The organism is Rhodoferax sp. AJA081-3, from assembly GCF_017798165.1.
Lineage (GTDB): Bacteria > Pseudomonadota > Gammaproteobacteria > Burkholderiales > Burkholderiaceae_C > Allorhodoferax.
The window spans coordinates 351,858-371,885 of the sequence record NZ_CP059068.1; the positions used below are offsets into that span (position 1 = coordinate 351,858).

The window sequence follows — 20,028 nt, forward strand, 5'->3', positions numbered from 1 at the left end:
AGGTTATCAGTTTGTTCTTGGCGCCAGATAGGCCAGCAAATGCCGTTCACCCAGCTTGAACAGGCCAATCAGGCAGAACGAGGCCACCAGGTAGATAGCCGCGGCAGCCAGATAGGCTTCAAACGGCAGGTAGTACTGGGAATAAATACTGCTGGCCGCGGCGGTCACGTCTACTAATGACGGCACGGCGCTGGCCAGGCTGGTGGCGTGCAACATCATGACCACTTCGTTGCTGTAGGCGGGCAGGGTGCGGCGCAACGCGCTGGGCAAAACAATACGCAGCATGACCTGGAAGCGGCCCATGCCATAGGCCTGTGCGGCTTCTATCTCGCCCGCACTGGTTTCGCGGATGGCGCCTGCCAGCATCTCGGCGGTGTAAGCGGCCGTGTTGAGTGCAAAGGCCAGTAGCGCGCAAAAGAATGGTTCCTTGAAGTGTGTCCACGGCCACACGTCGTCCCAGCGCGCCTGGATCCATTCCAGTTGGCCCAACCCGTAGTAGATCAGGTAGACCTGAATCAGCAGTGGTGTGCCGCGTATCACATAGGTGTAAGAGGCCACCAGCCAGCGCAGCGGCGCCCAAGGCCCGGTCAACAGCAGCGCAAACACCAGCGCCAGCACCGAGCCCACAGCCAGCGACGCAAACAGCAGTGTCAGCGTGGTGGCAATGCCGGTGCCAAACAGCGCAAGGTTTTGCGCCTCAAAGATCACTGCAAAGTTCATTTACAGCGTCCCCCGCTTGGTGCCCAGGCTGAAGCGGGCATTGAGCCTGCGCAACACGAACAGCGAAACCGTGGTGTAGAGCAAAAACAGGCCCGCTGTGAACAAAAAGAACATAAACGGTGAGCGTGTTGCCGCGCTGGCTTGTTTGGCGGCGTAGGTCATCTCTTGCAGGCCGATCAGGCTGACCAATGCCGTGGCCTTGATCAGCACCAGCCAGTTGTTGGTAAAACCGGGCAGTGCGTAACGAACCATCTGCGGCGCGGTGATGCGAAAAAACGTCTGGGTGCGGCCCATGCCGAAGGCCCAGGCAGCTTCGGCCTGGCCTTTGGGGATGGACAACATCGCACCTCTAAAGGTCTCGGTCATGTAGGCGCCGTAGATAAAACCCAGCGTGAGCACACCGGCCACAAAGGGGTTGATGTCCACCGTGGCCTCGCTGCCCATCCACTCCAACGCATTGTTCAGGCCAATGGTGCCGCCGTAAAAGATCAGCAGCATCAGCACCAGGTCGGGTATGCCGCGGATGACGGTGGTGTAGGCCGTGGCCAGCCCCACCCAGACCGGTCGGCCCGATAACTTGGCACCGGCGCCCAGCAGGCCCAGCGCGATGGATACCAGCAGGGCCGCAACCGAAACCCCAACGGTCAGTACCGCGCCCTGCAAAATGGCCGAGACATAGGCGCTCATTCGCTCACTTGCCGTAGACGTCAAACTTGAAGTACTTGTCGTTGATCTTCTTGTAGACGCCGTTGCCACGTATGGTTTTGATGGCGGCGCTCAGCTCGGTCTTGAGTGCGTCCTGGCCCTTGCGCAGGCCAATACCGGCGCCCGCGCCAAAGTATTTGGGGATAAACAACTCGTCGCCCTTGAGCTCGTAGTCTTTGCCCTCGGGCTTGCCCAAAAAGCCGCCGGTCACTTCCACATGGTCGGCCACGGTGCCGTCCAGGCGACCGGCGCGGATGTCCAGGTAGACCTGGTCTTGCGCTTCGTAAGACACCACGTCCACACCCACGGTTTTGAGTTCACCCAGGGCGTATTTCTCTTGGGTGCTGGCCTTGAGTACGCCAATTTTCTTGCCCTTCAGGGACGCCGGGCCGGTGTAGTTGAAGGCCTTCTTGGTCACCACACGGCTGGGGGTGTTGTAGTACTTGTCGGTGAAGTCGATCTGCTTCATGCGGTCTTCGGTGATCGACATCGAGCTGATGATGACGTCGTACTTGCGGGCCATCAGGCCGGGAATCATGCTGTCCCAGCTTTGTTCCACAAACACACACTTGCGTTTGATCTGCTCACACAGCGCATTGGCAATGTCCACGTCAAAACCGGCGGGTTTGCCGTCTACCTTGTAGGTGAAGGGCTCGTAGGTGGGGTCGATGGCGACTTTGAGGTCTTTGCCTTGAGCAAAAGACACCGTGCCCAATGCACCCAAAACAACAGCCAGCAGTAGTTTCTTCATCGATTCATCCTCGAATAAGCAAAATTTCATTCTACGGGCTGTGCCCCACCCAATTTGCCGGGGTTTTCAGCAGGTGAACCTTTAGGGTGCGCTGTTGGGCATAAAACCTTAAAATAGGGGGTTACCCCGAAAGCACCATGAACGCCCCAGTCGACGTCTCCTTTTTCGCGCGCGCCGCAAAGCCGCTGACCAGCTACCGCAAGTACTGGGCCGCACGCTTCGGCACGGCACCCATTTTGCCCATGAGCCGGGCCGAAATGGAGAAGCTCGGCTGGGACAGCTGCGACATCGTTCTGGTCACCGGCGACGCCTATGTGGACCACCCCAGCTTTGGCATGGCGGTCATCGGCCGTATGCTGGAGGCCCAGGGTTTTCGGGTGGGCATCATCGCCCAGCCCGACTGGACCAGTGCCGAGGCCTTCAAGGCCCTGGGCAAGCCCAACCTGTTTTGGGGCGTGACCAGCGGCAACATGGATTCCATGATCAACCGCTACACCGCCGACCGCAAGATCCGCAGTGACGACGCCTACACCCCCGGTGACGTGGGCGGCAAACGCCCCGACCGCGCGGCCATTGTCTATAGCCAGCGTTGCCGCGAAGCGTTCAAGGACGTGCCGATTGTGCTGGGTGGCATTGAAGGCAGCCTGCGCCGCATCGCCCATTACGACTATTGGAGCGACAAAGTGCGCCGCTCTATCGTGGTGGACGCCAAATGTGACCTGCTGCTGTATGGCAATGCTGAACGCGCCATTGTCGAAATCGCCCACCGCCTGGCGGCCAAGGAGCCTGTCGAAAAAATCACCGATGTGCGCGGCACCGCCTTTGTGCGCCGCCCGGACGACGAGACCGGCAAGGGCTGGATCGAGATCAACTCCACCAGCGTGGACGCGCCGGGCCGGGTGGAATCCCACATCAACCCCTATATGACCACCTCCGAGCAGGCGGCAGAGCAGGGCAGCACCTGTGCCAAGGAAGATGCCGAAAAGGATGGTACTGCAAGTGCTATTAAAATAGTAACATCTGTGTCAACATCCGCGGGGGCTACAGGCCAAAATGGCTTAAATACTCCGCCGGTCAACGACAGCATCAAGCCGCTGACCTTTGTGCCCAACCCCAACCTCCAGCCCAAGCTGCACGGCCTGGGCAGCTACAAGGTTCCGCCCCGCGACCGCTCGGTCATCCGTCTGCCCAGCTATGAGCAGGTGCGCTCCGACCCCATCCTCTACGCCCACGCCAACCGCGTGCTGCACCTGGAGACCAACCCTGGCAATGCCCGCGCGCTGGTGCAGGCCCATGGCGAAGGCGTCACCGCACGCGACGTGTGGATCACGCCGCCACCCATCCCGCTGACCACGGCCGAAATGGACTTTGTGTTCGATTTGCCCTACGCCCGCAGTCCCCACCCCAGCTATGCGGACGAAAACGGCAGCCACGACCACGCGACCAAGATCCCGGCTTGGGAAATGATCCGGTTCAGCGTCAACATCATGCGCGGCTGCTTCGGCGGTTGCACCTTCTGCTCGATCACCGAGCATGAGGGCCGGATCATCCAGAGCCGCTCCGAAGAATCCATCATCAAGGAAGTGGAAGACATCCGCGACAAGGTCAAGGGTTTCACCGGCACCATTTCCGACCTGGGTGGCCCCACGGCCAATATGTACCGCCTGGGCTGCAAGAGCCCCGAGATTGAAGCCGCCTGCCGCAAGCCCAGCTGCGTCTACCCCGGTATCTGCCAGAACCTGACCACGGACCACGGCCCGCTGATCAAGATCTACCGCCGTGCCCGTGCGCTCAAAGGCGTCAAGAAAATCCTGATTGGCTCCGGCCTGCGCTACGACCTGGCGGTCAAGAGCCCCGAATACGTCAAGGAACTGGTGCAGCACCATGTGGGTGGCTACCTCAAGATTGCGCCTGAGCACACCGAGCAGGGCCCGCTGACCAAGATGATGAAGCCCGGCATCGGCAGCTATGACAAGTTCAAGACCCTGTTTGAAAAGTTCAGCGCCGAGGTTGGCAAGAAGCAGTTTTTGATTCCCTACTTCATCGCCGCCCACCCCGGCACCACGGATGAAGACATGATGAACCTGGCCATCTGGCTCAAGAAGAACGGTTTTCGCGCCGACCAGGTACAAACCTTCTACCCCAGCCCCATGGCCACGGCCACGGCGATGTACCACAGCGGACGCAACACCTTGCGCAAGGTGCACCGCACAGCCGAGAGTGATGACGAGACGGTGGACATCGTGCGCGGTGAAAAACGCCGCCGCCTGCACAAGGCGTTTTTGCGCTACCACGATCCCAACAACTGGCCGCTGTTGCGCGAGGCCTTGAAGGCCATGGGCCGTGCCGACCTGGTCGGTAACGGCAAGCACCACCTGATTCCCACCTTCCAGCCGCTGGGTGATGGGGGTTACCAGAGTGCGCGCAAGAAGAATTCGACCGTCGCGCCGGCCAAACCGGTTAAACCAACCAAGGGCCTGATATTGACCCGCCACACTGGCTTGCCGCCGCGGGTGACGGGCTCTGCAAAACCGTCCTCCAAGCCCGCACGTAAAGGCTCGTAGCGCTGGCGCGATTGCGCTAGGATGCGGTCTCCAACTGTTGGAGTACGCCGTGGCCAATCGCCGTTCCTTCCTACAGACCGCAGCGGCCCTTGGCCTGGGTGTGGCCTTGCCCGTGTATGCGGCGCCGCCTTTGCGGATGGCCTACTTTGAGACCTACAGCCCCTTGAGTTTTGGGCAGGACGGCCAACTGCGCGGAATCCTGCTGGACGTGATCCAGGAGGTGGCCGGGCGGCGCTTGGGCCTGGTGGTGGAACACACCGGCTACCCCTGGAACCGCGCCCAGGCCCTGGTTCAAACTGGTGAGCAGGACGCCATCTGCACCATCGCCACACCCGAGCGGCTGGAGTACGCGGTGGCCGCGCAAGAGCCCGTGGTGTCCGCACCCCGCCGAATCTTTGTGCACAAGGACAACACCTTGCTGGCCAAGCTGCAAAAGGTGCGCAATCTGGATGAACTGCACAAACTGAATCCGGTGGTTATTTCTTACCAGGGCAATGGCTGGGCCAAGGCCAACCTGGGGCACTTCAAGGTAGACAACGGCAGAAACTTTGACAGCGCCGTCAAGATGTTGTTGGCCAACCGTGGCGATGTGATGGTGGACAACGCGTTGACCATGCAGTACGCGCTGCAACAGGCACAGGGCAGTAGTGATGTGGTGATGCTGGGTGCGGATCTGGATGAATCCCACTTTCAGCTGCTGGTGGGCAAAAAATCGCCCCACGTGGGCATGCTGCCGGCATTCGATGCGGCGCTGCGCCAGTTCAAGCGCAGCCCAGATTACGCCAAGGTGCTGCAGAAATACGGGGTCAAGCTGTAGCCGCTGCTACGGGCTTTCGGTATTCCCCAAACCAGCCCAACGCGTCTTCCCACAGCGGTTGCGCCTGGCGGCGGAAGTAACCCATGTGGCCGATGGCGCCCAGGCCGCGGCCCTTGGGGTCAATGTCCACGGCCTGCATGTCGGTGTAGCGGTAGCCGGCCATGAAGGCATCACGTGAGGCGGGCGGTGCCCACAGGTCGTCCGTGGCATTGGCGGCGACGATGGGGGTGGTCACACCGTCAAACAGGTCTTGCACCTGCAGGCCCATGGCGGGGTCGTCAAAGAAGTAACGCGGGTAGCTGCACCAGTGTTTCCACTCCTGGTAAACGCCCAACGGCAGGTCTTCACCCATGCCCAGTTTGCTCCAGGGCAGATAACCCTTCCACCAGGTCATCAGCGGGCCGATGACGCCCCACATCAGTTTCACTTTCAACTGCTCTAGACCTGGCATCCAGCCATGCCAGCCGGCGCCCGTGGCAAAGGTGTAGAAGCGGGCGACACGTCGGTGGTTGGGCAGCAGGCCAAAGGCATGGCCGCCAAACGAGTGGCCAATCATGAACAGCGGCACCGAGTCACTGGCCATCACATCCACCGCGGCGCTCAGGTCCTGGCGCGCCCAGTCGAGGTAACGCATGCGAAAACCGCGCAAGGTTTTGGGTTTGGACAGCCCAATGCCGCGGTAATCCAGCGTCAACGTGGTGTAGCCTTGGGCTGCCGCAAAGGCTGCAAAGTTGCGGTAGAAACCTTGCGGCACGCCGGTAGCACCGGCGACGACCAGGTTGCCACGCAAGGGCGCCGTGGCCGCATACCGCAGGGCGGTGATGGCGTAACCGTCATCCGTCTGCAATATGAGGGTTTCGGGTTGGGATGTGTTGGGTTGGGTCATGGATGTTCTCCAGTGAAAGGGGTTAGGCGCTCTGCGCCCGAGGAGGAAGGCTCAAACGGACCAGGTCCAGCAAGGCCTGTGAGGTGGCCTGCATGGCATCGACATTGCCGGCCACGCGGGCCTGCACCAGTGCACCTTCGTAAGCGGATACGGTCAGCGCGGCCAGGCTGTGGGCACGGCTGGTTTCAATGCCGGCTTGTTGCAGCGTGTGGCCCAGGCGTTCACGAATGGCAGCAAAACCTTTGGCCAGGGTCTCGCGGATGGCGACATCATCTGGCGCGGATTCAAGTGCAATGGTGGCCAGCGGGCAGCCGCGTTCGTAGCCGCTGACGGCCAATGCCTTTTGTGCAGACGCCATCCAGGCCTCTAGTGCCTGCACCACGTCGGGGTAACGCTGCGTCAGTTTGTCCAGGCCAGTGGTGATCTGTGCGATGACGGCTTCGATGCTGGCCACGGCCAGCTCGGCCTTGCCGCCAGGGAAGTGGTGGTACAGCACGCCTTTGGGGGCCTGGGCCACGTCCAGAATTTCTTTCAGGCCCACGCCGTGGTAACCCTTGTGGCGCAGGGCGTCTTGCATGGCGGCGATCAGCCGCTCGCGGGTGGTGCGTGTGTCGTCGTCGGGAAAGGGAGGTGGTGCAGGCATGGCATGAAGTCTATAGACCGGTCGGTCTAGTGTCAAGCCCCAAAAAAACCGCCCGCGATGGACGGCAGGGTTTGGGTGATTCGGGCTTCGCCCCTGCGATCTAGGTCAGTGTGTGCAGCGGGATGTCATTGTCAGAGGCCAGCTGGTCCAGCTGCTGACGAGTATGCGTGAGCAGGAAGGCGGCAATTGCCGCATGGGTCTCAGGCGCAAACATGGCCATGATGTTGGACGCCTTCAGCCCCACTACAGCCGCCAGCGCGGCGGCAAAGTGGGGCTCCAGGGCGGCCACAGCCACACGCCCGTCTTTGCACGGGTAGACGCGGTAACCCGCATGGCCGCCGCCCACCGCGGCTCCGGGCGTGGTCAGCCCCCAGCTGCGCGGCAGGGCCAGATAGCCCGCGGCATCCGACAGAGCAATGTCCAGCCGCACACCTTTTCCCTTTTGCAGTTGCAACAGGCGTGCCTTGAGCACGGCCTCGGACGCCATCAGCGAGCCACCCATGTCGGCGTAGAGCGTGGGGGGTAGATCCAGCCCGTTCACCAGATGGTTCTCAGCCAGGTAGGTCAGGTCATGGCCGGGTTCTTCGGCCCGCGCGCCCGGGGCGCCGAAGATGGCGACCAGAGAGAGGGTGGGGTAAAGCTTGTGCAATGCCTTCCACTCCAGTCCCAGCTTTTGCAGGGCCGAGGGGCGGAAGGATGTGAGCAGCACATCGGCCTTGGCCAGCTCGCGGTGCAAGGCCTTTTGGCCTTTTTCAGATTTCAGATCAACCTGCGCTGTGCGCATGCCTTCGTGCAGCGTGGCATAGGCCTTGGGGTTGTACAAACCCATGGGGTCGCCCGATGTGCCCTTGGGCGCAGTGTGGTAGGCGGGTGGCTCCAGCTTGACGCAGGTTGCACCCATCTGCTGGCAGCGCATCAGTGCGGCGGGGCCGGGCAGGTTCAGCGCCAGGCTGAGGATGCGCACGCCTTTGAGCGGCAGCAGGGGTTTGGCGGTGGGTGGGGTGCTGGGGGTCTTGGTGGCCATGGGTAAATTAACTATGAAATTAATAGCGACTGAAGTCCATTTTACGGGGGCTACAGGCCATTTTGGCTTAAGCTGATCCGGGGAGCGGGGTGCCAGCCTGTAGGCCCATGATAATGGGCGCCTCAGCCAGTACTGATACCCGCCATCTCGGATGGCACAACAGACCGCACAGGGTAGCCCTTTGACACCAAACCAGCTTGACTTTGCCTTTGTGGCAGAGCTTCCCACCCTCGCGCCCGTGGCGAAAAAGCGCGCCCCACGCGGCAAGGCTGCGCCCGCCCCAGCGCCAGCGATGATGGAACGTACTGCTGCGCCGCCAGCGCCCGCAGTAGCCCAGCCACTTGCCGCCATACCGCCCGGGGGCTGCGACGACCTGGAGCCGCTGGCCATGACCCTGGAGGCACACCCCGACTACCGCGTTCTGCGCCGCCTCAAACCCCGCCTGCAATGGCCGTCCGCGACCGGCGACGGCATCTGCCGCGTGGTGGTGCTGGACACCGAAACCACGGGCCTGGACCACAGCCGCGACAAGATCATCGAACTGGCCCTGCTGCGGGTGGATATCGACCTGGCCACCGGCCTGCCCGTGGGTGAAGTGCAGGTGTATGACGAGCTGGAAGACCCCGGCATGCCCATCCCCAAGGAGGTGCAAGACATCACCGGCATCAACAACGCCATGGTGGCAGGCCAGCGCCTGGATGAGGCCGGTATTGCCACCCTGCTGGAGGGTGTTGACCTGGTGATCGCCCACAACGCCGGGTTCGATCGCCCCTTTTGCGAAGCGCGGCTGGCGGCCTTCAGCCACCTGGCCTGGGCCTGTTCCTTAGCCGACATTCCCTGGCGGGAGCAGGGCAAACGTTCATCCAAGCTGGAAAACTTGGCGCAGGACCTGGGCTGCTTCTACGACGCCCACCGGGCCGAAATGGATTGCCACGCGCTGCTCGCAGTGCTGGCCGCCAAGCTGCCTCTACTGCCGCACACCGGCCTGGCCCATGTGGTCGATCAGGCCCACAAACCCAGCTACCGCCTGATGGCAACCAACGCACCCTTTGACGCCAAAGACAAGCTCAAGGCGAGGGGCTACCGCTGGAGCGCCGAGCAAAAGGTGTGGAGCACCCGCATCGGCGACAGCAAGGCGCTGGAGGCCGAATTTGCCTGGCTCAAGGAAAACGCCTACCACCAGCGCGCTGTGGTGGTGCAGTTTGAGAAGCTGGACGCCCATGTGCGCTACTCCAGCCGCCCGGGCGAAATGTTGTACCACCAGCTGTAACGGGGAGCACCGCCGTGTCTGCCCATGTGTATTCCGTAGCCAGCGTCCAGGTGGGCCAGGCCCGCAAAGTTGCCATCGCCGGGCGCTCCATCCTGACCGCCATCCACAAGACCGCCGTGCAGGGCCCCGTCGGTGTTAAACCGCTGGGCCTGCAGGGCGATGAGCAAGCCGACCCGACGGTACACGGCGGCTTGGAGAAGGCAGTTTATGCCTACCCGGCCGAACACTACGCCTTCTGGGTTGAGGCCCGCCGCGCTGCGGGGGTGGCCGGTATCGACACCGCCTTGCCCCACGGCACGATGGGCGAAAACCTGACCCTCAATGGCCTGCTGGAAACCGACGTGTGGGTGGGCGATGTGCTGCGCTTTCCCCACTGCGTGTTGCGTGTGGTGCAGCCGCGCGAACCCTGCTACAAATTCAATGCCGCCATGGGTTTCAACACCGCGGTCAAGGCCATGGCGCAGAGCGGTTTTTGCGGTTTCTATCTGGCGGTGGACACCCCTGGCACCGTGCAGGCGGGGGAACCGTTTGAACTGCTGCCCGGGCCGCGGCATATGCGCATTCCAGAGCGATTCCAGGCCAAGATGTTCAAACACATGCGCTGAGCGCGCGTACGACGAATGGCCGGGTGGCCGCCTGCATCACTTGGGAAGTTTTTCGATGCGCGCGCGTTGTTCGTCCGTCAGGTCGTTGACAAGCTGTGTGCAGGTGTCGACCCTGCGCTTGTAGAAGTTTTCTAGCGCCGAATCGGTTTGTTCAATGGTTCCGAGCACGAGCTTGAGCGAAGACTTGGTGGCGCGCAACAATCGCTGCGCATCATCTTCGCCCGCCAGCGCTATGGCCGCTTGTTGGTGCAGGGCTTGCAGCTTTTCGGCCGTCACCTTGGCGTCCGGGTCTTTGTTGTCCTGCATGCGCTCCAGAATGGCGCTGTAGGTGTTGGCACAACCTGCATGTTTGCGCGCGGTGTCGCGGTCGGTGGTGGGTGTTTGCGCCGATGCCACAGCAGAGGCTCCGAGAATCAGCAGCGAGAGAAAAGTGTGAGTAGTGATTTTCATGGGGGCGTATCTTATTCGACGAGCTTGCCCCCAAAAGCCTGGCGGCCAGCCGCGGCCGCGGCGTACTGCACATGCACCCGTTCCGCGGGCCGCCCAACGCAGGCCGCAACCGCCTCGGTGACCGCCATCACTTCGGCGGCCAGGGCAGCACCCTGGGCCGGGTGCGCCTGTAGAACGGTGACAAAAACCGGGAGTTCGTGTGCACCGACCAGGGCCTCGTTCTCGGCGTACGCGGTACTGTCCAGCGTCTGAACGCGAACCCAGGTGCGTCCGGGTGCAGAGCCCAGGGCCCGACCCAGGACGTCAGCCAGTGCCTGTGTCGGGACGGGCGGGGTATCGTGCCCCTCTTGGCAGACCAGTTGGATGTCGACGATGGGCATTAACGGATGGCCTCGGGCGCGTGGCACACCGCCTCAATGTTGTGCCCGTCTGGATCCAAGACGAAGGCCGCATAGTAGTTCGCGTGGTATTGCGGACGCAGACCCGGTGGACCGTTGTCTGTGCCACCTGCCGCCAGTGCCGCGCGGTAGAAGGCATCCACTTGCTTGCGACTCTCCGCCACGAAGGCTATGTGCAGATGTGCCGGTTTTTCTTCGGTTTGGAACAGGCACAAGGAAACTGAACCCTGCGGCTGGCTAATCTCAACACCATTCGGCGGCCACTCCGTGACAACGGTTGCGCCAAGTGGTTCCAGGACCTTGAGATAAAACGCTTTGCTGACTGTGTATTTGCTGACGCCAAATTTCACGTGGTCGAACATGGGGTCTCCTCGGGGTTGGGGTTGTGCAGTCGCTAGCCCTTTGGTATCAGTACCGAGCGAACACCCGCAGCTACGTAACCGTATTTCTCGTACAAACCGAATGCTTCAACTTCCTGGCCGGGGGCGAGACAGGTATGGGTCGCGCCCAACGAGAGTGCCTTGCTTTCGATCGCAGCCAGGACGTCAGCGCAAAGGCCCTTATTGCGGTGCTCAGGTTTGGTAAACATGTCGGACACATAGGCAACAGAGCCGGAACAGTAGACCAGCTGTCCCTTGGCGAGCACTTCACCACTACTTGTGGCGAAGAAATTGTGGATGGATGCGTCTCGTGCCAAGCCCGGGTTCGAGATACCTGGGAGGGATGCGTAGCGCACCATGTCTGCCGACGATGCCACTTCATGGATTTCCGTACCGGTAACGTCAGGTTGGTTCCAACGACGGTCGAGGTCATGCCCGAGTAGCCTGCTCCGCCAAGCCTCCACATATCCCGCAGCCTCGAAATGCGGAACTTCGGCGTCCAGTTCTGCCGAGAAGAAATTGATGACGTGCTCTTCCGTGGTTGCTATCAGACTGCGGATTACTTGCAGACACTCGGTTGAAGATGCTTGCGAAAAGAACTCTCGCGTGTAGGTGAACTGGCGCGGCCAAGGCCATTCCATTGCCGAGGGGTATCGGATTTCCGCGGTTTCACCCGCGCTAGGTGTCGTGGCCCCAGCCTCGACTTGTTCTCTATGGGCAAGTGACTGGATGAAGGCGCGGACAATTTTGTGTTGCATCGTGTAGGGGATTGCGGTGTGTTGTGTTGGCTGTGCGATTGGGGAACACGCCGTATGGCCGCTTACGCTTACGGGAGACGGACGCTGCCTTGTCCCACTAGTTTGCCACCCTCGAACATGCCGAACTCCGGTTTGCTGCGTGCCACCTCCACAGGGGCGTCACAGGTTAGTGAAGCCTCGGTGGTTTGGCCGGGGTCGAGGGTTTGCGAACTGGCGGGTAAGGTGACCGCACAGGTGGTTTCCACCGCGCCGCGTGGGAACCGGACCTGGGGGCGGTAGTTGTTGCCGATGGGGCTGCTGCGGCCACGTTGCGCGTCCGCCTTGAGCAGTGTCAGGCTGACCGCCATGGGAGACTCCTTTGTAAAGGTAGAAACCTCTGGCGGCTTCTTGCTGCAGCCATTCACGGTGGTGAGTAGCGTGACGGAGGTGATGGTAAGTGCAGTGAGGCGAAGGATGTTTGTGGGCATTGGTAGCGTGCAGGGGGTTGCCTGGGATTTCCAGATTGGGGCGGAATGCTAATGCAAAGGTCGCACCTTGTGAAACGTCAGCGGCGCAGCCGCCACATCTCCCGCCGCCGCCTTGCTCAGCTGGTTCAACACACTGGTTTTCATCTTGCCCACCACATGCATCTCGCAGGGTTTGCAGTCAAAACGCAGCGTCAGTTTTTCCTTGCCGTTGATCAACTGCAGCGGCTCGGCCTTGACCTGGCCCTGCACACCGACCACACCCTTGGCCTGTTTGGGACACAGGCTGAGCGAAAAACGCACGCAATGTTTGGTGATCATCAGACTGACTTCGCCCAGTTCCTGGTTGTCCTCATACGCTGCGTAAATCACCTTGACGCCGTGTTTGGCGTAGAAGGCGTGGGCCGCCTGGTTGTGCACATTGGCCAGGTAACTCAGGCTGTCCTGCGGGTAGGGCACGGGGGGCTCCACCGGCGCTGCGCGTGGCAGGCGGTGCACGGCCAGGGCGCGTGCGGCTTCGAGGTCGGCTATGGCATCACGGCGCAGTGTGTTCAGCAATGATGCTTGAACAAATAGGCCACTAGCCCCCGTCAAATCTATCTCAAGCGCTTCAAAAATAGTAGCGCCCAGTTTGCCAACGTGGGTGCGGTTGTTGGTATCGGCGCTGGCGGGATCCTTGGCCTGTTCGTGGTCCAGCGCGGCCTGGGCTTGTCCCACGCAGCCGTCTTCGTCGGTGTAGGCCAGGGTGATGCCGTTGGCGGTGCGGGTCAGGGTGGCCCACACGCCTATGCGCCGGTCGCTGGATTTTTTGTCCAGCACACGCATCCAGTTCATATCGCGGTTGCGGTTGACCTGGGTGCCCTTGCGCAGGTCTTTGAGGCCGGCCATGTCGTCCTTGGGGAACACGCGCCAGCGCTGCTGTGTGCCGTCGGCCTTGGGTTTGCCCACGGCTTCGGCGCGGTTGATGGCCAGGCCCATCAGTTCCTTTTGCAGGTCGTAGTAACACAGGCCGTCACCGTTGTGCAGCACGGTGGTGGCGTCAGTGGTTTCCAGCTCCACCCAGTTGGGACCGACCTGGGTCACGTAGCCTATGGATTGACCGGGGTTCTTGGGCGAGTCGAAGGCGCCAATGTCTTCCTTGCGGCCCTGCACAAAGTAGTCGGTGAACTCGCGGTTGAAGTTCTGGTTGGGGTCGGGTGTGAAGGTAAAGGTGGTGCGGCCACTGCTGGCGCGGGAGAGTGGGAAGTGACCGGGTTGGTCTGAGTCCTGGCGGGCTTCAATCAGTTCATCCAGTAGCTTGCGGTAGTGGGCGGTGATGTTCTTCACATAGCCCATGTCCTTGTAACGGCCTTCGATCTTGAAGCTGCGAATGCCGGCGTCCACCAGGGCGGCGATGTTTTCGCTCTGGTTGTTGTCCTTCATGCTCAAGACATGTTTGTCGTGCGCCACGAATCGGCCCTTGTCGTCCACCACCTGGTAGGGCAGGCGGCAGGCCTGGCTGCATTCGCCGCGGTTGGCGCTGCGCCCGGTGTGGGCGTGGCTGATGTAACACTGGCCGCTGTAGGCCACACACAGGGCGCCGTGTACAAAAAATTCCAACGTGCAACGCTCGGTATCGGTCTGGGCGCGGATGGCGGCGATTTGTTTCAGCGTCAGCTCCCGCGCCAGCACGATCTGCGACAGCCCCGCGTCCTGCAGAAAGCGGGCTTTCTCGGGTGTGCGGATGTCGGTCTGCGTGCTGGCATGCAGCTGGATGGGCGGCATGTCGATTTCCAGCAAGCCCATGTCCTGGATGATGAGCGCATCCGCACCGGCCTCATACAGCTGCCAGGCCAGCTTGCGGGCACCCTCCAGTTCGTCATCCCGCAGGATGGTGTTCATCGTGACGAAGATGCGGCCGTTGAAGCGGTGGGCATGGCGCACAAGGCGGGCAATATCGGCCACGCTGTTGTCGGCGCTGGAGCGGGCGCCAAAGGAGGGGCCGCCGATGTAAACCGCGTCCGCACCGTGGTTGACGGCTTCGATGCCGATGTCGGCGTCGCGGGCGGGGGCCAGAAGTTCGAGTTGGTGGTCGAGCAAAGACATGGATGGCATTATCCCAGCAGGCGACCCAAGCCTGCGCCTAGCAGGCTGGACGCCAACGCGTTCTGCTCCGTGTCCCCCGGCCTTCGGCCTCCTCCTTTACCTGCGCAGAACGCGTTGGCGCCCAGCCCGCTAGGCTTGCACCACCGGTTGGGTCTGCGTTCCTAGTCCATCAATCCCCAGGTGCATGGTCTGGCCGGCGCGCAGGTAGACCGGCGGCTTTTGTCCCATGCCGACACCCGGCGGAGTACCGGTGGAGATCACGTCGCCGCTCTGCAAACTCATGAAGCGGCTCAGGTAGCTGATCAGGAAGGGCACCTGGTAGACCATGGTGGCGGTGGACCCGTTTTGGTAGCGCTTGCCATCCACCTCCAGCCACATGCCCAGCGCTTGCGGGTTGGGCACCTCATCGGCGGTGACCAACCAGGGTCCCAGGGGGCCGAAGGTGTCACAACCCTTGCCCTTGTCCCAGGTGCCGCTGCGCTCCAGCTGGTATTCGCGTTCGGACACGTCATTGACGATGCAGTAGCCCGCCACATGGGCCATCGCATCAGCCTCGCTGATGTAGCGGCCGCCCTGGCCTATGACCACACCGAGCTCGACCTCCCAGTCCGTCTTGGTGGAGCCGCGGGGGATCTGCACCGCGTCATCCGGGCCGCAGATGGCGCTGGTCCATTTGTTGAACACCACCGGCTCGGGCGGCACCTGCATACCGGCCTCGGTGGCGTGGTCGGAGTAGTTCAGGCCAATACAAATCAGCTTGCCGGTGTGTGCCACGCAGGGGCCCAGGCGCAGGTCTTGTTGGGGGATGCCGGGTACCAGGGGCAGGGTGTTGGTGTCCAGCGCCTGCAGCCTGGCCAGTTGCGCGGGCAAGAGCGCGTCGCCCGCCAGATCACTTATCACGGCGGAGAGGTCGCGTACGCGGCCTGCTGCGTCCAGTACACCGGGTTTCTCAAAGCCGACAGGGCCGTAGCGCAGGAGTTTCATACAGGTGTTGTTCCGAAAAAATGAAAAGTGGCAAACACAAAGCAAAAACGCGGCCGGGGCCGCGTTTTTGTACTGAAGCGTTACCGCAACCGGGTTTTACTCGATCTTGGCCTTGGCGCGCAGTTCTTCCTGGAACTTGGCAATCTTCTGCTGTTGCAGTTGCTGGCCGATCTGTGGCTTCACGTCTTCGAACTTGGGCAACTGGGCATCACGGATGTCGTCCAAACGGATGATGTGGTAGCCGAACTGGGTCTTGACGGGTGTGTCGGTCATCTTGCCTTTGGTCAGAGCAGACAGGGCTTCCGAGAATTCCTTCACGTAGTTGCTGGGGTTGGCCCAATCCAGGTCACCACCCTTGGCGCCCGAACCTGGGTCCTTGGAGTCTTTCTTGGCGATTTCGTCAAACTTGGCGCCTTTTTTGATGCGCGCGATGATGGCGCGGGCCTGGTCTTCGGTTTCCACCAGGATGTGGCGGGCCTTGAATTCCTTGCCAGAGTTTTGGGCGGCAAACTTGTCGTACTCGGCCTTCATCTCTTCGTCGGTGACGGGGTTCTTCTTCTGGAAGTCGCCGAACAGTTCGCGGATCAGGATGGCCTGGCGGGCCAGTTCGATCTGGGTCTTGAAGTCTTCAGTGGCATCCAGGCCGCGGTACTGGGCTTCCTGCATGAAGATTTCACGGGCGACGACTTCGTCTTTCAACTGACCGGCCATTTCGGGGGTCACGGGGCGGCCGGAGCGCTTCATTTGCTCTGCCAGCGCATCGACGCGGGCCTTGGGGATGGCCTTGCCATTCACGATGGCCACATTCTGGGCCATGGCCGCAGGCGCCAGTGCTGCCAGCAGGGTGGCAGTCGCGAATGCGGACAAAATTTGCTTCTTCATGCGATTTCCTTCAGGGATACAAATCAAAACAAGGGGTGCCAAAAATGGCGAGTGTCAAACGGGAGTGGTGTTTGGCGGATTTTCAGTCTCAATGGCCAGGGCATGCAGGCCCTGGGCAATGAAATCTTGCAGCGCATCATACACAAGCCGGTGGCAGGCCACCCGGCTCTTGCCTGTAAACACGTGTGAAGCGATGCGAACCCGGAAGTGGGTGCCAAAGCCGGTGTCGTTGGCGCCCACGTGTCCGGCGTGCTGGTAACTCTCGTCCAGCACCTCCAGCCGGGTGGGGGCCAGCCGCTCGCGCAGGCGGGTTTCCAACTGGGCGACGCTGGGGCCGGTACCGATGGCGTGGCTCACGGTGTGCCTTCTTTTTCGGCTACCTTGTCGGCATCGTCACCCTGGATGTGGGGGGCGATATAGATGCCCTGGCCTACCAGGAAAACGAGTGGGAAGGCGTAACCCCAGAGCTTGAAGCTTACCCAGGCCTCGGTGCTGAAGTTCAGCACCACATAACTGTTGATAGCCGCCATGAAGGCGGTATAGACCACCCAGGCCACGTTGAGGCGGTGCCAGACGGCGTCGGGCAGCTCTAACTGGCTACCCAGCAGCAGTTTGAGGAAGTTCTTGTGGAAAGCCCAGATGGCGATGGCCAGCGCAATGGACATGGCCGCGTACAACACCGTGGGTTTCCATTTGATAAACCGGTCGTCCTGCAGCACCAGGGTCAACGTGCCGAACAGCAAAATCAGCACCAGGGTGATCTTGTGCATGGCCTGCAATTTGCGGTCTATGCCGTAGATCAGTGCCATCTGCAGCACGGTGGCGCCCATCAGCACGGCGGTACCTACATAGATGTCGTAGACCTTGTAGGCGCCAAAAAAGAGCAGGATGGGGAAGAAGTCGATCAGGATTTTCATGCAGGGTTGAAGTGTAACGAGGCGGAGTTCATGCAATAACGCAGGCCGGTGTCGGTAGGGCCGTCCTCAAACAAATGGCCCAGGTGGGCGCCGCAGTGGCCACACAGGGCCTCGGTGCGAAGCATGCCGTGCGAGCGGTCCGAGCGGGTGGCCACGGCGCCGTCGGCAATCGCCTTGTCAAAGCTGGGCCAGCCGCAACCGGCGTCGAACTTGGTGTCGGAGGTGAACAGCGGTTTGTCGCAGCAGATGCAGTGGTAGCTGCCATCCTTGTAGTTGTCGGCATATTTGCCGGTGAAGGGGCGCTCGGTGGCGGCGTGGCGGGTGACTTCAAAGGCCACGGGCTCGGCCCCCTTGGCCTTGAGCAGGGCTTTCCATTCGTCGTCGGTTTTGGTGATGGGGTAGGTCATGGGGTGGTTCTCCTTGGATGGGAGTAAGAGGAACAAAGTGCATCAGGGGTCAGGAGCTGCAGCTGATCGAGATACCGCTGGCCCAGTCGGGCGGGAAGTCGGCAAAGGATGCAAACTGGGGCTGCTCGTCAAACGGGCGCTCCAGCGCCTGCTGCAATTGTGCTACCGCCGCAAAATCCTTGTTTTTGGCGGCCTGGATGGCCAATTCACCCAAATGGTTGCGCAGCACGTATTGCGGGTTGGTCTTCATCATCAAATTGGCCGCTAGCCCCCGTGGAATATCATTGAGGTGCTCTGAATACCGTAGCAACCAGGCGTCGATGCCGTCCCGGTCCAAAAACAGGTCGCGTACCGAATCGTCCTGTGTCCCGGCATTGTTCTCGCGGTTGTGGACCCAGTGGCTCAGGCGGCGCCAGAAGATGCTGTAGTCCACGCGGTCGGCGGCCAGCAGGCGCAGCCCGTCGTCGGCCAGTTCGCGCTGGCCCTGGCGAACCTCGGGGAAACCCAGCTTGGCCGCCATGCAGGCATCCACGGCTACGGGGTAAATCGTTTTGTAGGTTTCCAGCGCGGCAATGGTCAGGTCCTGGTCTTCTATCAAGGGCAGCAGGGCCTGGCCCAGGCAATACAGGTTCCAGTAGGCCACGTTGGGCTGTTTGTAGAAGGCGTAACGACCCTGGTTGTCGGAGTGGTTGCAGATATGGCCGGGGTCAAACGCGTCCAGGAACTGGAAGGGGCCGTAGTCAATCGTCAGGCCCAGGATGCTCATGTTGTCGGTGTTCATGACGCCATGGCAAAAACCCACGGCCTGCCACTGCGCCACCATCTTGGCGGTGCGTTCGGTCACGGCCTGCAGGAAGTTGGCGTAGGCATTGCCGTTCAGGGTGGTTGCCGTGTGGCACGCGGGGTAGAAACGGTCGATGACGTAGTCGGCCAGCTGGCGCAGTTGCGGGTGCAGGTTGTGGTGGCAAAAGTGCTCAAAATGCCCAAAACGGATGAAGCTGGGCGCCAACCGGGCCACCACGGCGGCGGTTTCGGGTTGCTCGCGGTAAACCGGGTGGTCCGCGCCAATGACGGACAGGGCCCGTGTGGTCGGAATACCCAGACCATGCATGGCCTCGCTGCACAGAAACTCGCGGATGCTGGAGCGCAGCACGGCCCGGCCGTCCCCCATGCGGGAGTAGGGCGTCAGCCCCGAGCCCTTGAGCTGCACCTCTTGCGCCACACCATGGTGGTCTGGCGGCGGTGTCAATTCGCCCAGCAGGGCCGCGCGGCCATCGCCCAACTGGCCCGCCCACACACCAAACTGGTGACCACTGTAGACGCTGGACAGGGGTTGTGAGCCCGGGGCCGTCTGGTTGCCAACCAGGATGTTCAGCCAATCTGGCGTTTGCAGTGCCTCGGGTGTCAGCCCTAGCAGCGTGGCCGCCGATGCGCTGACGCCCACCCAATGGGGTTGGGCCACAGCTTGGGTGGCCATGGGGGAGTAAAAATCGGTACCCAGGGTGGCAAAGCTGTTGGTCCAGCGCCAGCCAGGGGCCAGGCCGGTGCGGTCAGAGGGGGTATCGTGCATAGGGCTCTATTGTCCCGCAGGGGCGCCAAACCCCGCCCGGGCAAGGACAAGCCATAGTGCAGGGCGTCTGTCAGGCGTCCAGCAGCCGTGTCAGCGCGGTGTCGTCCAGAATCTTGATGCGGTTCATAGACAAGCTGATCACACCCTGCTCCTGCATCACATTGAGCACCCGGTTGGCCGTTTGGCGGGACATGCCGGCCAGACTGGCGAGCTCGTCCTGTGTCAGGTCCAACTGGCGGGTGCGGCTCCAGAACAGGCGGCTCAGCGACAGGGCGATGCGTTGCTCGGGGCTGCGCGTGCGCCCGGCTTCGATCATGGCCATGGATTGGGACAGGCGCAGGTTCAGGCCCGACACCAGGCATTGGTTAAACGCGAGGCTGGTGGCCTGCAGGTGCCGGAAGTTGGCCAGGGGCAGGCACAACAATTCGCTGTCACGCAGGGCCACCACCTGGTAGCGGCGGACTTCATCCTTTAACGCCGAGCCTTCGCCAAACCATTCTCCTGCTGCCACACCCAGAAAGTCGGAGCGACGCCCAACGTGAGCAGGCGCGGAAATGATGACCAGGCCGCGCAACACGCCATACCAGCCCTGAGTGCGTTCGTTGGCTTGCAGCAGTGTCTGACCACGCTCTGCAGTCAGCGTGAAAACTTCGGTTTCTATGGTGTCCTGTTGTTCGAGTGGTAGGGCCTTGAACCAGGTCTGGGCTTGAAGAAAGTTGCGGGCTGGACTCAGAGTGGTGGGGAACAT

General features: G+C 61.6%; 23 protein-coding genes. 4 read left to right on the forward strand and 19 right to left on the reverse strand.

Annotated elements, in window-relative coordinates:
- Nucleotides 1–6: 6 nt before the first annotated feature.
- From HZ993_RS01665 to HZ993_RS01675, 3 genes are read right to left on the reverse strand one after another with little or no spacing between them, the layout of a single operon-like run.
- On the reverse strand, nt 7–720 hold the full coding sequence (locus HZ993_RS01665; RefSeq protein ID WP_209395548.1) for an ABC transporter permease: 714 nt from the start codon (nt 718–720) through the stop codon (nt 7–9).
- Nucleotides 721–1,407, reverse strand: coding sequence for an ABC transporter permease (locus HZ993_RS01670; RefSeq protein WP_209395549.1), 687 nt, complete (start codon nt 1,405–1,407; stop codon nt 721–723).
- Nucleotides 1,408–1,411: 4 nt separating this feature from the next.
- On the reverse strand, nt 1,412–2,176 hold the full coding sequence (locus HZ993_RS01675) for a transporter substrate-binding domain-containing protein (RefSeq protein ID WP_209395550.1): 765 nt from the start codon (nt 2,174–2,176) through the stop codon (nt 1,412–1,414).
- 137 nt (nt 2,177–2,313) lie between these two features.
- Between HZ993_RS01675 and HZ993_RS01680 the strand changes: the two genes are divergently transcribed.
- Together HZ993_RS01680 and HZ993_RS01685 are read left to right on the forward strand one after the other, a co-directional pair.
- Entirely contained in the window at nt 2,314–4,740 is a 2,427-nt protein-coding gene (locus HZ993_RS01680) for a YgiQ family radical SAM protein (protein ID WP_209395551.1), read from the forward strand.
- A gap of 49 nt (nt 4,741–4,789) precedes the next feature.
- The gene (locus HZ993_RS01685; RefSeq protein ID WP_209395552.1) at nt 4,790–5,557 is read left to right on the forward strand and encodes an ABC transporter substrate-binding protein; all 768 of its coding nucleotides are present in this window, start codon (nt 4,790–4,792) and stop codon (nt 5,555–5,557) included.
- Here HZ993_RS01685 and HZ993_RS01690 read toward each other — a convergent pair.
- The 3 genes from HZ993_RS01690 to HZ993_RS01700 all read right to left on the reverse strand — a co-directional run bounded on the left by HZ993_RS01690 (nt 5,547) and on the right by HZ993_RS01700 (nt 8,110).
- Entirely contained in the window at nt 5,547–6,443 is an 897-nt protein-coding gene (locus HZ993_RS01690) for an alpha/beta fold hydrolase (protein WP_209395553.1), read from the reverse strand. The two genes, HZ993_RS01685 and HZ993_RS01690, sit on opposite strands and share 11 nt — an antisense overlap.
- A 22-nt stretch (nt 6,444–6,465) precedes the next feature.
- Nucleotides 6,466–7,086 carry a TetR/AcrR family transcriptional regulator gene (locus HZ993_RS01695; protein ID WP_245213779.1) on the reverse strand — a complete coding sequence of 207 codons (621 nt, stop codon included), beginning with the start codon at nt 7,084–7,086 and terminating at the stop codon, nt 6,466–6,468.
- 100 nt (nt 7,087–7,186) lie between these two features.
- The gene (locus tag HZ993_RS01700) at nt 7,187–8,110 is read right to left on the reverse strand and encodes a CoA transferase (protein WP_209395554.1); all 924 of its coding nucleotides are present in this window, start codon (nt 8,108–8,110) and stop codon (nt 7,187–7,189) included.
- Nucleotides 8,111–8,291: 181 nt separating this feature from the next.
- Between HZ993_RS01700 and HZ993_RS01705 the strand changes: the two genes are divergently transcribed.
- Nucleotides 8,292–9,380 (forward strand): 3'-5' exonuclease, encoded by a 1,089-nt coding sequence (locus tag HZ993_RS01705; RefSeq protein ID WP_209395555.1) that lies wholly within the window; start codon nt 8,292–8,294, stop codon nt 9,378–9,380.
- Nucleotides 9,381–9,394: 14 nt separating this feature from the next.
- Entirely contained in the window at nt 9,395–9,985 is a 591-nt protein-coding gene (locus HZ993_RS01710) for an MOSC domain-containing protein (RefSeq protein WP_245213780.1), read from the forward strand.
- Between the two features lie 36 nt (nt 9,986–10,021).
- Here the strand turns inward: HZ993_RS01710 and HZ993_RS01715 are convergent, their stop codons facing one another.
- The 13 genes from HZ993_RS01715 to HZ993_RS01775 all read right to left on the reverse strand — a co-directional run bounded on the left by HZ993_RS01715 (nt 10,022) and on the right by HZ993_RS01775 (nt 20,028).
- Nucleotides 10,022–10,435 carry a hypothetical protein gene (locus HZ993_RS01715; RefSeq protein ID WP_209395557.1) on the reverse strand — a complete coding sequence of 138 codons (414 nt, stop codon included), beginning with the start codon at nt 10,433–10,435 and terminating at the stop codon, nt 10,022–10,024.
- An 11-nt stretch (nt 10,436–10,446) separates the two neighbouring features.
- Nucleotides 10,447–10,815: a hypothetical protein gene (locus tag HZ993_RS01720; RefSeq protein ID WP_209395558.1), complete on the reverse strand. Its 369-nt coding sequence runs from the start codon at nt 10,813–10,815 to the stop codon at nt 10,447–10,449.
- Entirely contained in the window at nt 10,815–11,195 is a 381-nt protein-coding gene (locus tag HZ993_RS01725; protein WP_209395559.1) for a VOC family protein, read from the reverse strand. The genes HZ993_RS01720 and HZ993_RS01725 overlap by 1 nt, the downstream gene beginning before the upstream one ends.
- Nucleotides 11,196–11,227: 32 nt before the next feature.
- Nucleotides 11,228–11,971 (reverse strand): GNAT family N-acetyltransferase, encoded by a 744-nt coding sequence (locus tag HZ993_RS01730; protein WP_209395560.1) that lies wholly within the window; start codon nt 11,969–11,971, stop codon nt 11,228–11,230.
- A 68-nt stretch (nt 11,972–12,039) separates the two neighbouring features.
- Nucleotides 12,040–12,318 (reverse strand): hypothetical protein, encoded by a 279-nt coding sequence (locus HZ993_RS01735; RefSeq protein ID WP_209395562.1) that lies wholly within the window; start codon nt 12,316–12,318, stop codon nt 12,040–12,042.
- A 168-nt stretch (nt 12,319–12,486) separates the two neighbouring features.
- On the reverse strand, nt 12,487–14,520 hold the full coding sequence (locus HZ993_RS01740) for a U32 family peptidase (protein WP_209395564.1): 2,034 nt from the start codon (nt 14,518–14,520) through the stop codon (nt 12,487–12,489).
- Nucleotides 14,521–14,649: 129 nt separating this feature from the next.
- Nucleotides 14,650–15,504 (reverse strand): fumarylacetoacetate hydrolase family protein, encoded by an 855-nt coding sequence (locus HZ993_RS01745; RefSeq protein ID WP_209395565.1) that lies wholly within the window; start codon nt 15,502–15,504, stop codon nt 14,650–14,652.
- A 96-nt stretch (nt 15,505–15,600) separates the two neighbouring features.
- Entirely contained in the window at nt 15,601–16,386 is a 786-nt protein-coding gene (locus tag HZ993_RS01750) for a peptidylprolyl isomerase (protein ID WP_209395566.1), read from the reverse strand.
- A gap of 54 nt (nt 16,387–16,440) precedes the next feature.
- Nucleotides 16,441–16,743, reverse strand: a complete 303-nt coding sequence (locus HZ993_RS01755) for a BolA family transcriptional regulator (protein WP_245213783.1) — start codon at nt 16,741–16,743, stop codon at nt 16,441–16,443.
- Nucleotides 16,740–17,303: a septation protein A gene (locus HZ993_RS01760; RefSeq protein WP_209395567.1), complete on the reverse strand. Its 564-nt coding sequence runs from the start codon at nt 17,301–17,303 to the stop codon at nt 16,740–16,742. Before HZ993_RS01760 ends, HZ993_RS01755 begins: the two co-directional genes overlap by 4 nt.
- Complete coding sequence (gene msrB, locus HZ993_RS01765) at nt 17,300–17,710, reverse strand: peptide-methionine (R)-S-oxide reductase MsrB (RefSeq protein WP_209395568.1); 411 nt, start codon at nt 17,708–17,710, stop codon at nt 17,300–17,302. Before msrB ends, HZ993_RS01760 begins: the two co-directional genes overlap by 4 nt.
- Before the next feature lie 49 nt (nt 17,711–17,759).
- Entirely contained in the window at nt 17,760–19,280 is a 1,521-nt protein-coding gene (locus HZ993_RS01770; protein ID WP_209395569.1) for a YdiU family protein, read from the reverse strand.
- A gap of 70 nt (nt 19,281–19,350) precedes the next feature.
- Complete coding sequence (locus HZ993_RS01775) at nt 19,351–20,028, reverse strand: Crp/Fnr family transcriptional regulator (protein ID WP_209395571.1); 678 nt, start codon at nt 20,026–20,028, stop codon at nt 19,351–19,353.